The following is a 12,905-nucleotide window of genomic DNA, read 5'->3' on the forward strand; positions in this document are numbered from 1 at the left end:
AAGACCGCTTTAATACTGCATAGCTAGTATTGCTTATTTATTCTTCTTGGCAAAATCCAGCATACGTTGCAGTGGCTTCATCGCCTTAACGCGAATGGCTTCGTCCACAAAGATCTCATTGCCTTCGCCATTTTCTAGCACAGCCAGCATATTATCCAGCTCGTTCATGGCCATCCACGGGCAGTTGGCACAGCTGCGACAGGTAGCGCCGCTACCGGCGGTTGGCGCAACGTGGAAAGTTTTATCGGGGCACAACTGCTGCATTTTGTAGAAAATGCCCTGGTCGGTGGCAACGATAAACTCCTGGTTATCCATGGTTTGTGCCGCTTTAATCAACTGCGAAGTGGAGCCTGCCACATCGGCTAACTCAACCACAGAGGCCGGTGATTCCGGGTGAACCAACACGGCGGCATCGGGGTACATCTTTTTCAGATCGATAATACCCTTGGCCTTAAATTCTTCGTGCACAATACAGGCGCTGTCCCACAGCAGCACATCGGCACCGGTTTCGCGCTCAACATAACTGCCCAGGTGTTTGTCCGGAGCCCAAAGGATTTTCTCGCCATTGGCATCCAGGTGATCAACCACATCCAGGGCAATACTGGAGGTTACCACCCAGTCGGCACGGGCTTTAACAGCAGCCGAGGTATTGGCATAAACCACCACGGTGCGATCCGGATGCTGGTCACAGAATTCAGAGAATTCATCGATAGGACAACCCAGATCCAGGGAGCAGGTCGCTTCCAGGGTGGGCATCAGAACGCGCTTTTCCGGGGTCAGGATCTTGGCTGTCTCACCCATAAACTTCACACCGGCAACAATCAGGGTGTCGGCTGGGTGCTCGTTACCAAAACGGGCCATTTCCAGGGAGTCAGACACACAGCCGCCAGTCTCTTCAGCCAGGGCCTGGATGACCGGATCACAGTAATAGTGTGCAACCAACACAGCATTCTGAGCTTTCAGCTGAGCTTTGATCTTGTCTTTCAGAACTTCAACTTCTTCAGGTGTGTATTTGGGCTGGTCATACTGGTGCTGCAAATGCTCCAGTACCAGATCACGTGCCTTCAGCCTGTCGAATTCTGACACTTCAGCTTTGGTTGATGACTCTTCAACTTTTTTGGTTGAGGACTCTTCGGCCTTGGTGTTGGGGGCCTGTTCTACAACGGACATAATAAGATGTTTCACTAACCTACGGATGTAACACACTATTTTACCATATATTGCCCCCCCGCATACAAAAAAGCGCCTGACTGCATAGGCAGCCAGGCGCTGGATCTCGCGGAAACGAGATGTAAATCTGGAATTAAACCAGGGAAGTCAGACGCTGATTCACCAAGGCCTGAGCCTCTTTCACAATGCGCTCAACCAGCTCCTGACAGGTAGGAATATCGTTAATCAGGCCAGCAACCATACCGCAGGACCAGGCACCGATATCCATATCACCGTCCAGCATCACTTTCGGGTATACGCCCGCTACTTCTTCGATGATGTCTTCAAATTTGATGTCTTTACCCAGCTGGTCTTCCTTCTCCAGGATGCGCTCTACCGCTTTGTTGGTCAGCACACGCTCAGTGTTGCGCAGTGGACGCATTACCAGACGGGTATCCAGCTCGGTGGCCTGCAGGATGGCCTGCTTCACATTCTCATGTACCGGCGCTTCTTTGGTGGCGATAAAGCGGGTACCCATGTTCATACCTTCAGCACCCATGGCCATAGCGGCTACCAGGGAGCGGGCATCGGCCATACCACCGGAGGCGGCAAACGGGATTTCCAGCTCATCGGCAGCGCGCGGCAACAGGATCATATTCGGAATGTCGTCTTCACCCGGGTGACCACCACACTCAAAACCGTCTACCGATACCGCATCACAGCCAATGGACTGAGCCTTCAGGGCGTGACGTACAGAGGTACACTTGTGGATAACCTTAATGCCGGCATCTTTAAGCTGGGGCATATACTCCTGCGGGCTACGACCGGCAGTTTCTACAATCTTCACACCACCTTTGATAATGGCATCAATATAGGCTGGATAGTCTGGGGCATTGACGGTCGGCAGGAAGGTCAGGTTGACTGCAAATGGCTTGTCGGTCAGATCGTTACACTTGGCAATTTCATTGGCCAGATCACCGGCAGACTTCTGAGTCAGGCCAGTAATGGTACCCAAGCCACCAGCGTTGGATACAGCCGCTGCCAGCTCGGCAAAACCTACAAAGTGCATTCCACCTTGCATGATGGGGTACTGGATATTAAACAGTTCGGTTAAGCGGGTTTTCATAATTACTCTCTCAATCACTTGGTGCTTATTTAGGGTCGCAGAATTTGTCAGTTTGGACGTAAATTTTGCCCATAGACATGCCAAAACAGACCCTAGGCTATCACAGGCTTTGCGGCCGGTACGCAGTTAAGAGGCGTTTTGTTGCAAAAGTGACAGCGATTTGGTGATAAGTGATTAGAGAGCAGCCAATGGGTTCCACTGATTACTGGCTGATAGCGTTTATGGTTAAACGACTGACCCGAACCTCTCCCGGACTTAAGGTCCAGGCATTGTTAAGGGCAGCCCCCCTTTCCAGACATACAAACTGTTTGTGGTGACTTGCACCTATATCAGCCATAGCGGCAGCGTTATCAGCCCCCGGATTCCAAACGATGGCACTGTCACAGTTTTCTCCGGTAACTGAAATAGCAGGTGTAGATTTGATGACCTGGGTTGAGGCTACGTTTTCATAAACCCGATCAACCTCCCCCTGAAAGCTGATAGCGCCATCCTGGATAGCCGCTGCCAACCCTCGCGTGTTGTCCAAATATCGCTTGCTCTCCAAGCCTTCGATACGAACGGCCGATAAATTGCTAACCGGGTGATAACTGTGAAATGCCCAACTGAAAGGCATGGCTGCAGCGCCGCTATTGGTTGTGGATATCTGCAGGCCTATTGCATCCGACAAGGTCACAACCAGCTCGACGCTGAAAGGGAAAGTAAACAGCTCCGGTTCCAACTGGGCATAAGTAAACAGGAATGTCAGCTGTGTGGCGCCGCCGGCAGTCGTTTCAGCCCGACTTAACTGCCAGTCGCGATTGCGCACAAAACCATGCTTGGGCTTTTCAGGGTCTAGCTGATTGACGCCGAACCAGGGCAGACAAACGGGTATACCACCCCGCACTGCCTGACCGGGGATGAAGTTGGCATTTGGGCTTAGCCATAACAAAGGCTTACTGCCGTGGGGCGTAAACTCAAGCAACTGCGCCCCCTGCAACGCTACAACGGCCTCACAATAGGCATTGTTGATGAGCAGAAGCGGTAGCGCGGGGCCCTTGGAATGATAGCGCTTGTTGGTATCGGTCAGGGTAATACTCTGATGACCGGCAATCAGTTGCTCAACTGCTTGCATCGGCCAACGCCTCTTCCATAGGCGTGTAATTGGGCTTGGCACCACAGGAACCACGCACCACCAACTCGGTAGCCAACATCGCCGAGGAGGCTTTCTCCTTATTGATCAGCGCCATTACCTTTGACACCAGAGCCTCGCCACCGGCATGAACCTGCTGGCGCACCGTGGTCAGCGGCGGGGTAAAAATCGAGGCAATGGGAATATCATCGAAACCGACAACACTGACGTCCTCTGGCACCCGCAAGCCATGTTCCTGCAGGGCTCTTATGGCCCCCATAGCGATATTATCGCTGGCGGCAAAAATGGCATCGAACCCCAGCGACTTGTCGGCCAGTAGTTCGGTAACTCGCTGGTAGCCAGAATTAATAGAAAACGCCGTCCCAAAATGATGCTCGTGAGACTCCAGCGAAGCCTGAGTTAGCGCCGCCATATACCCCTGAAAACGGGCATCAATTTCCGGGTGGGCAATATCGCCCAGGAACACGATTTCGCTGCGCCCCAAGCTGATCAGATGATCGGTTGCGACCTTGCCACCATCAAAGTTATTACTGCCCACGGTACAGTAGGGCGTACCTTCTTTTTTGTTACCCCACACAACGATGGGGTCTCCATGTTTTTGCAATTCCCGCAGCGGAGAATCATCGGTTCCCTGACCGATGACAATCACACCATCGGCGCGCTGAGAGCCCAGCAGGTAATCATGCCAATCCTTTTGCTCCATGATGCGACTGGAAAACAACAGATCATAGTTATGCTGGCTTAATGCACCCGCAATACTACCGATCATGTCGAGCATAAAAGGGTCGGAGAAAGGCTGACCACTACTCTCCGTTGCATTGATCACCACCGAAACCGTATGACTACGCTGCAAGCGCAGGTTACGTGCACTCTCATTAATTTTGTAGTTCATCTCCCGGGCGATGTCCTGAATGCGCTTACGGGTTTTCTCGGCAATCAGCTTGTTGTTATTCAGCGCCCGCGATACGGTGGATTCCGACACCCCCGCAGCCCGCGCGATATCAGACATGGAGGCCGGTGAGGATGTAGTATTGGTTGGAGCCTTGGGCATAACGGACCTTGATGAAATCGTTCACTAAGGTGTCATTCTAGGCGGGCTGCAATCGATTGTATAGGGATAACTCCGGTGTTACAGGGCTCAGCTGACCGTGCGTGCATCACCCACCGGCGCTGCGGCGCCCTTTTCCGTTTCCCGCTTAAATAAATACAGGGTGACAAGGATAATAGTTAGAGGCACCAGCGACAGATAAAACGCCGTCTGCCCATCGAACTTACCAAACACAACCCCCGTGATAATTGAGCCCGTGGTGCCCCCCAATGCCGAGAAGATCACAATCAACCCAGTCATGGCTGCATGCTGTGGCTTAGGGAGAGCACTTAGCATCACCGAATTAATCGCCGGGTAGATAGGGGCCATAAACAGCCCGATCAATGGGAATATAAACGCCGCTATCGGGGCATTCGACCAGGAGATCTGAGGATTAGCTTCAACCCCAACCGTCAACGGCATGGTCAACAACACCAAAGCCCCCATGGCCAGCAGACAAACATTGAGCACCGGATACCAGTTCAACTTGCGCATAATAGCACCAGCACTTAGGCGGCCAATGGCCAGGCAGGCAGCAAAGATACTGGTAGCCTGTACACTCATTGCCGACGGCAGCTTTAAGATTTCATTATTAAAGGTCGGCAACCAGGTCCCAATACCCTGCTCAATCAACACATAGAGAAACGCCGATATCACAAAGATATACACCATAGGCTTGGTGACCAGCCTCAGCATATCGATAAAGTCCTGAGCCAGATGGCTATCACCGCTATCATGCGCCTGGGACTCATCAAACGGTGTGAACACCAGCAACAGGAAGTTGAGAGCACACAGGCCTGCGAGCCACCAATACACCTGCAACCAACTCTGGGATTTCGGATCACTGGAATCAATAAAGACGCTGAACAACCAATACCCGGCCAGCACCCCCACCATAAACACCCCCTCAATAGTATTGAGGGTACTGGCATGCTCCTGTCTTGAGCGCGTCACCAATCCCACCGAGGAGTAAATCGAGACCTTAACCAAGGCAAAGGAAACCCCCGCGCACAAGAACAGCAGCTTGGTGGTCAGAAAACTCGGTATTAGCGGCATGGCGCAGCAGGCTATAGCAACAATAGCCAGGCCAATCATCATGGAGTTGCGAAATCCCACCCTCGGCAAAAATGAGGCTACCAGAAAGGAAACCACCGCAATGGGTAAATCCTTAAACCCCTCCAGCACACTGGCTCCCTGCTTACTGACATCGTAATTGTTGATGACCTGGAGAATAACAGTACCGACGCTATTGAGAAGGATGGCGAAGACGAAATAGGTCAGCAGGAGGCAGAGTTTAATACGCCAGTCTTTCATCAATATTCACCCTATTTGTTATTAGAGATAGCGGCCGGGTAGCTGTACAAGGCCCTGAGGCAAAATATGCAATAACTCCATAATACCGATATTTTCCCTTTTTGCAATCGATTGCAAAAAGGGAAAATAGGGTCTATGATAATTTTCACCAATTATCTAATCCTGGTGTATGTATGAGCCAACACATCCCCTCCTTCTATCCGGCCGACCCATGGCAACTGAGAGAAACCCATTACGCCCCGGAGCAACTTCCGTTAAGTGAAACCTTGTTTGCCCTGGGCAATGGTTATCTCGGTATTCGCGGCGATTTTGAGGAAGCTGGCTTGGGCTCTTCCAGTGATGCAGCCCCAAGCAGCGGAACCTTTCTCAACGGCGTCTATACCTCAACACCCATCACCTACGGTGAAAAGGCATACGGTTACGCTACTCATAATCAGTGTATGGTCACCGCACCCAATGGCAAGCTGATTGAATTGCGTGTGGATGGCGAACGTTTTTGTCTGGATCAGGGCGAACTGCTGGATTACGAGCGCACACTGGATTTTCGTACGGGTATCCTGCAACGCAAATTGACATGGCGCTCACCAACGGGCAAAACACTGGCCATTACAATCCAACGCCTGGTATCACTGGATCACCAGCACCTGAGCGTTATCCACTATCAAGTGACCCCGATTGATTTCTCTGGTTGCATCCAATGGTTATCAGGACTCGATGCTAACCTGCCCTCCACCCCTCTTGAGGAAGGCGACGATCCGCGGGCAGGCTCTGGGGTGAGCGCCGGCGATATTGAATTACTGCAAAGGCAAGGCAGTGAAGATCAACTGCTGCTGTTGCAGCACATTCACAGTAGTGGTTTTGAACTGGCTTCCGGTGCAACGCATCGAATCAATGCAGCCGGTGATATCCGAGTGAATCACAGCAGCTCCAACAGCGGCGCCCAAGTAGAGTACAGCTGTAACGCAGCCAAAGGCGAAACTGTTAGCCTGACCAAGTACCTTGCTTATTATTCCTTTGCCACCGACAACGCCGAGCTAACAAAAAGCAACGACGACCACTTACAAGACTTACGCAGCCACCTGGATAATGTAGCCACCAAGAACTTTGCTGCTTACGCGTCCCAGCAACAAAAAAATTTGGAAAACTTCTGGTCCACCGCTGATATCGAAGTGCGCGGCGACCCAAGCCTGCAACAGGGCATTCGCTTTAATTTGTTTCATCTCTATCAGTCTCTGGGGCGCGACGGTAAAACCAATATTGCCGCTAAAGGTTTATCCGGCGACGGTTATGATGGTCACTATTTCTGGGATACGGAAATTTATATTCTGCCGTTTTTTCTCTATACCCAACCGGCTATGGCGAGAAAACTGCTGGAGTACCGCCATCATATTCTTGACGCTGCTCGCCAGCGCGCTCGTGACCTGGCCATTGCCAAAGGAGCACTCTTCCCCTGGCGCACTATCGGCGGCGACGAGTGCTCGGCCTACTACCCGGCCGGTACCGCCCAGTACCATATCAATGCCGATATTGCCTATGCGGTGCAGCGCTATTTTGACGCTACCGGCGATGCGGAATTTATGCGGGAGTACGGCGCGGAAATTGTGTTGGAATCCGCTCGCCTGTGGATAGAACTCGGTAACTATGATTACCAGGATCACTTCTGCATCAATACCGTTACCGGCCCCGACGAGTATACAGCGCTGGTAAATAACAACTTCTATACCAATGTGATGGCCAAAAACCACTTGGCCTACGCATATGAAGTACACCAGTGGTTAGCAGAAGAATCACCGGAAACCCTGCAGTTGTTAATCGACAAACTCGAACTAAGCGATGACGAACCTAAAGCCTGGCAAAAAGCATCTGCACAGATGTTTTTACCTTTTGACCAGACGCTGGGCATTCACGCTCAGGACGACGGCTTCCTCGATAAAAAAATCTGGGACTTTAACAATACACCTGCAGAGAATTACCCACTCTTGCTGCACTACCACCCGCTGACCATTTATCGTCACCAGGTCTGCAAGCAAGCAGACGTGTTGCTGGCACTGTTTTTACACAGTGACCAATTCAGCCAGGAACAGAAACAACAGGACTTCGATTACTACGAAGCCATTACCACGCACGACTCAACCCTGTCGGCCTGCATTCACAGTATTATTGCCAGCGAAGTGGGTTACACCGACAAAGCTCAGGCGTACTTTCAGCAAGTTGCGCGCATGGATCTCGATAACCATCACAACAACACCCAGTACGGCGTGCATACCGCGTGCATGGGCGGTGCCTGGATGTGCATGGTGAACGGCTTTGCCGGATTACGCATTGAAGACGAACAACTGCACTTTAACCCTTACCTGCCACCGGGCATGGAGGGTTACACATTCCGCATTCAATTTAAGGGCAGCCTGATTGAGGTCGATGTCCGATCCAAGGCCAGCGACGACGTAGATTACACCCTCATATCAGGGGCGCCGCTGACGATTCAGCATCGAGACAAGGAAATCCACTTACACCCATCTGCAGGAGCCGACCAACCAACAGCCATAACGAGTATTGCATAATGAATAACACTCAACACTTTGACGCCGTCATTTTTGATCTCGACGGTGTGATTGCCAATACCGCCAAATTTCACTTTCTTGCCTGGCGCCAACTCGCCGAAGAATTGGGTATTCATCTGCCTGATGAAGCAGAGAGCCGCCTTAAAGGCTTGGAGCGCATGGCCTCGTTGGAGCTCATTCTTGCCGAGTCAGACGCTCACTACAGCGAAACGCAAAAGCAACTGCTGGCCGACAAGAAAAATAAACACTACTGCCGCTTGATTGAAACCCTAACCCCAATGGATCTGTTAAGAGGCGCCGGTGAATTACTTGAACAACTGGTTATTCGGGATATTCCTGTCGCCCTGGCATCCGCCAGCAAGAATGCGGCTGCGGTTATCGAACGCCTGGGCATTGCAGAGCGATTTACCTATATCGCCGATGCCAATCGTGTACAAAACCCTAAACCCGACCCTGAAATATTCCTGATGGCGGCGCAAGGGCTCAATATTGCGCCTGCAGCCTGTCTGGCGATAGAAGATGCCGCTGCTGGAGTCGAATCCATCAACCGTGCCGGCATGTTTTCGGTCGGGGTTGGTAACCAACAGGAACTGGGTGAAGCCAATAAGGTTATTGGCTCATTAAACGAGTTTTCAGTTGAGGATTATTTTAAATCGTAATGCAATCGATTGCTTTTGGTTCTTTTTGATATAAAAACACCTTCAAATGATTATGCAATCGATTGCAAAAGAGTTTCAGAGGGCGTAGTCTTTTATCCACAGGGAATGGGAATGATCACCTGAGTTGATATTGGCGATAACAACCAGCCCGGTAACCTAAAAAAGCAGTACTAATAAAAACACAATAACGATAACGTCTCATGAGTGAGAGGATACGATGAAGAAAAAGCAACTAGCGCAAGCTATCGCGACCAGTGTTCGCAAAGAGAGCCGCCGCCTTGCATGGCTGGCATCCATTTCCGCTATGGCCATGCAACCACTGGCTTACGGCGCCGAAGCACAAGCTGCCGAGGAAGCTAAAAAAGAAGTGCCCAAAGTACAACTACTGGATCTTGAAGAAGTCATCGTAACCGGCACCCCTGGCGGCGCAGGTGTTCGCAAGCTCGATGCCAGTTTCGCCATCACCACATTGGATGACGAAGCCATTAAACAATTCAATCCCAAAAGTACCGCCGACTTGTTTAAAACCATCCCCGGCGTCTGGGTAGAAAGCTCCGGTGGTGTTAGTGGCGCAAATATTTTTGTGCGCGGTTTCCCCAGCACCGGTGATGCCGACTTTGTAACCGTACAAATAGAAGGCGCCCCTATTTTTCCGCCTTCTACACTGTCCTTTTTGGAGAACTCCACCCTGTTTCGCATCGATGAAACCATCGAGGGTATGGAAGCGTTACGTGGTGGACCAAACCCTGTGTTTTCCAACGGTCAACCCGGCCTGACCACTAACTTCCGCTTGAAAAAAGGCGGCGAGGAAACGGAAGGCTTGGTCAAATACACCACTTCAGATTACGACTTACAGCGTTTTGATGGCGTTGTTAGCGGTCAATTGGCGGAAGACTTTTATTACATGGTCGGTGGCTACATTACGAGCTCACCGGGCATTCGCGACGCTGAATTCGATTCCGAGAAAGGCAAGCAAATCACCATTAACCTGACCAAAGATTGGGACAACGGCACAGCCAATTTCTATCATCGAGCAACTGATGACCACGGCACCTGGTATACCCCCGTACCACTGGAAGCGCCGGGTGTTGATGGCGGCACCTTTACCTATGTTGGCGATGCGACCAAGAAACGCGCCGTAACGATTAATGCCAGTGGCGATCAAAAAGTTTACGACTTTTCCGATGGTCGCGGCTGGGATGGTGCTGTTACAGGTTTCAATATTGAACATGACCTGGGTGACGGCTGGCAGATTCGCAACCGCTTTAATATCACTGACGGTGAAGCCAACACCTATGGGCTGGTAGCCTCTGGCGGTGCAGTACCCATGTCAGCACTAGCCTCCGGCCTGACGGCGACCACGGAGTTTTCCGGTCGCACCCTGTCTCCCAACGATTATGTCCAGGCGGTAGGTTTCTGGGTTGTTGAAAAAGACATCGACTCCAAGAGCAATGATTTCAGCATCAGTAAAGAACTTGGCGATCATGTGATTACCGCCGGTTTCTACTGGTCCAAATATGGTGTCGATGAATTCTGGTCTATTGGTAACCAAGTCGCCTTTGAAGTGAAAGCCAACGGCGAACCGCTTACCGGTATCGACTGTACTGATATTCCAGGCGCCGGCTGCTGGGCCTACGGTATCGATGCCGAAGGTGAAACAGAAACCAAGGCATTTTACCTGGCAGACGAATGGCATATAAACGATGACCTACGCCTCGATTTAGGTATTCGCCGTGAAAGTGTCGACACTGATTACCGCGTAGATTCAGGCCCAGGTTATCCCGATGGCACTACAGATATCGACACCAATGTACGCGATGAAAAAACCTCGGGCACGATTGGTATCAACTATTCACTCAATGAAAACTCAGGCGTGTTTGGTCGCGTGAGCCGAGGCTACCGCTACCCTACTTTCGATATGATTCGTGAAGGGCAAGAAGTCGTTCAAGAGATAGATCAGTATGAACTGGGTTATAAATTCTCCGGAGACCATATCGGTATTTTTGCCACCTTCTTCTACAACGAGTTCCTCGGTTTAAATTACACCCCGATTCCTGGCGGCCCCACCGAGCAGTCTGGCGCAGAGGCCTTCGGTGTAGAACTGGATGCTCAGTATGACAGCGGTGAAAACTTCCGTGTATCTCTGAACCTTACCCTGCAGGATACGGAACTCACCGACACCGATCCGGCAAACGAAGGCAATAAGGCAAGCCGCCAGCCGGACTGGCAACTACGCATCACTCCGAGCTATGACTTTGAAATGGCCGGTATGACCGGTACCGTTTACGGCACATTAACCGCCGTTGATGATCGCTTCGGTGACAACGCCAACACTCAGGACCTACCGGGTTACGAAAAAGTGGACCTTGGTGTAATTCTGAATGTCACCGAAGATCTGGTACTACAACTGGCCGGCGACAACATCACCGACGATGATGGTTTGACCGAGGGTGACCCGCGAGCCGTAGGCAGCGCCTTGGGTAATGGCCGTACCATTTTGGGCCGTTCCTATACCCTGAGCGCAACCTACCACTTCTAAATTACACGCAAACCCCATTGGCTCCCGGCCCGGTATCGACCGAGTCTGGGAGCTTTTTTGTTTCTGAAAAGTTAATAACTAAACAACATCTTTCTTTATTCAACTGAGGAATCCATGAGCGTTTCGAGATTTAACATAACCCCCGACGGACCTGACTGCTCGCGTTTTGCAGCCGGATTTTGGCGACTGCACGATTGGAAGCTTTCTGTTTCTGAACGCCTTGCGTTAATTGAGAGATATCTTGATCTGGGGATTACCACCACTGACCATGCGGATATTTATGGTGGCTATTCCTGTGAACAGCTGTTTGGGGAAGCTCTGGCACAAAAACCCGAGTGGCGAGATCAGATGGAGATTATCACCAAGTGCGGCATCAACTTGCTTGACGAGAAATACCCGGATCGACACGTTAAACATTACGATACAAGTAAAACTCATATTCTGGAAGCTGTAGATAACTCACTTAGCAATCTTAACTGCGGCTATCTCGACATCCTTTTAATCCATCGACCTGATCCACTCATGCAGGCGGATGAAGTTGCTGAAGCCTTTGAAATCCTCAGAACCAACGGCAAGGTTAAACATTTCGGCGTTTCCAATTTTACGCCCGCGCAGTTTTCCTTACTGCAATCTCGCTTGGATTATTCTTTGGTAACCAATCAAATAGAGCTTTCTCCTCTGGCTCTCGCATCTATGAATGATGGCAGCCTTGATCAATGCCAACAGCAGCGCATATCCCCGATGATATGGTCCTGCCTGGGCGGAGGAAAATTGTTCAGCGATACATCCGAGCGGAGCATTCAGCTACGTCAGATTTTAAGGGATATTGCTGAGGAGACAGGCGCACAGAGCATTGAACAGGTTGTTTATGCCTGGGTTTTGCAACTGCCCTCAAAGCCTATGCCTATTATTGGTTCGGGTAATGCTGAGCGGATTAAATTGGCTGCAGAATCTGAAAGTATTCAATTGGAAAGGCAGCAGTGGTTTCGGATTTTGGAGTCTGCAGTGGGGAGGCGTGTGGCTTAAGAGGGGATCCCTTGCCAGCTCAGATGGAAAGATAAGAGCTACGTAGAGAGTTTTCCGCGTAGCTTTACTGGATTGACTCAAAAATCCTAAGGGATTTTTTCACCCTGCGGGCTCGTCGCTTCGCTCCTCGTCCAAAATGCTCAATCGCATTTTGTCGAACGGTGGTTCGATCCAGGCGACCCACCATATACGCAAAAGGGCCACCCGAATGGGTAGCCCTTTTGCGTATATGGTGGGTCGTACTGGATTCGAACCAGTGACCAATTGGTTAAAAGCCAACTGCTCTACCAACTGAGCTAACGACCCGTAAAACTT

General features: G+C 50.9%; 9 protein-coding genes and 1 tRNA gene. 4 read left to right on the forward strand and 6 right to left on the reverse strand.

From position 1 onward, the window contains the following. Positions 1-33: 33 nt before the first annotated feature. The 5 genes from nadA to ACGHZ6_RS18500 all read right to left on the reverse strand — a co-directional run bounded on the left by nadA (position 34) and on the right by ACGHZ6_RS18500 (position 5,805). Complete coding sequence (gene nadA, locus ACGHZ6_RS18480) at positions 34-1,170, reverse strand: quinolinate synthase NadA (RefSeq protein WP_390615501.1); 1,137 nt, start codon at positions 1,168-1,170, stop codon at positions 34-36. 133 nt (positions 1,171-1,303) lie between these two features. Continuing rightward, positions 1,304-2,275, reverse strand: a complete 972-nt coding sequence (locus ACGHZ6_RS18485; protein WP_390615502.1) for an NAD(P)H-dependent flavin oxidoreductase — start codon at positions 2,273-2,275, stop codon at positions 1,304-1,306. Between the two features lie 202 nt (positions 2,276-2,477). Further along, positions 2,478-3,386: a D-hexose-6-phosphate mutarotase gene (locus tag ACGHZ6_RS18490; RefSeq protein ID WP_390615503.1), complete on the reverse strand. Its 909-nt coding sequence runs from the start codon at positions 3,384-3,386 to the stop codon at positions 2,478-2,480. After that, positions 3,373-4,455 carry a LacI family DNA-binding transcriptional regulator gene (locus tag ACGHZ6_RS18495; protein WP_390615504.1) on the reverse strand — a complete coding sequence of 361 codons (1,083 nt, stop codon included), beginning with the start codon at positions 4,453-4,455 and terminating at the stop codon, positions 3,373-3,375. Before ACGHZ6_RS18495 ends, ACGHZ6_RS18490 begins: the two co-directional genes overlap by 14 nt. An 87-nt stretch (positions 4,456-4,542) precedes the next feature. Next, complete coding sequence (locus ACGHZ6_RS18500; RefSeq protein ID WP_390615505.1) at positions 4,543-5,805, reverse strand: MFS transporter; 1,263 nt, start codon at positions 5,803-5,805, stop codon at positions 4,543-4,545. 173 nt (positions 5,806-5,978) lie between these two features. Between ACGHZ6_RS18500 and ACGHZ6_RS18505 the strand changes: the two genes are divergently transcribed. The 4 genes from ACGHZ6_RS18505 to ACGHZ6_RS18520 all read left to right on the forward strand — a co-directional run bounded on the left by ACGHZ6_RS18505 (position 5,979) and on the right by ACGHZ6_RS18520 (position 12,590). After that, complete coding sequence (locus ACGHZ6_RS18505) at positions 5,979-8,366, forward strand: glycoside hydrolase family 65 protein (protein ID WP_390615506.1); 2,388 nt, start codon at positions 5,979-5,981, stop codon at positions 8,364-8,366. After that, positions 8,366-9,025 (forward strand): beta-phosphoglucomutase, encoded by a 660-nt coding sequence (gene pgmB, locus ACGHZ6_RS18510; RefSeq protein WP_390615507.1) that lies wholly within the window; start codon positions 8,366-8,368, stop codon positions 9,023-9,025. The genes ACGHZ6_RS18505 and pgmB overlap by 1 nt, the downstream gene beginning before the upstream one ends. A gap of 217 nt (positions 9,026-9,242) precedes the next feature. After that, a complete protein-coding gene (locus tag ACGHZ6_RS18515) occupies positions 9,243-11,564 on the forward strand; it encodes a TonB-dependent receptor (protein WP_390615508.1) in 2,322 nt (773 codons plus the stop codon). Positions 11,565-11,678: 114 nt separating this feature from the next. Continuing rightward, entirely contained in the window at positions 11,679-12,590 is a 912-nt protein-coding gene (locus tag ACGHZ6_RS18520; RefSeq protein WP_390615509.1) for an aldo/keto reductase family oxidoreductase, read from the forward strand. A gap of 230 nt (positions 12,591-12,820) precedes the next feature. Here the strand turns inward: ACGHZ6_RS18520 and ACGHZ6_RS18525 are convergent. Then, positions 12,821-12,896, reverse strand: a tRNA-Lys gene (locus tag ACGHZ6_RS18525). Between the last annotated feature and the right edge of the window lie 9 nt (positions 12,897-12,905).

The organism is Maricurvus nonylphenolicus, from assembly GCF_042854845.1.
Classification (GTDB): Bacteria; Pseudomonadota; Gammaproteobacteria; order Pseudomonadales; family Cellvibrionaceae; genus Maricurvus; species Maricurvus nonylphenolicus.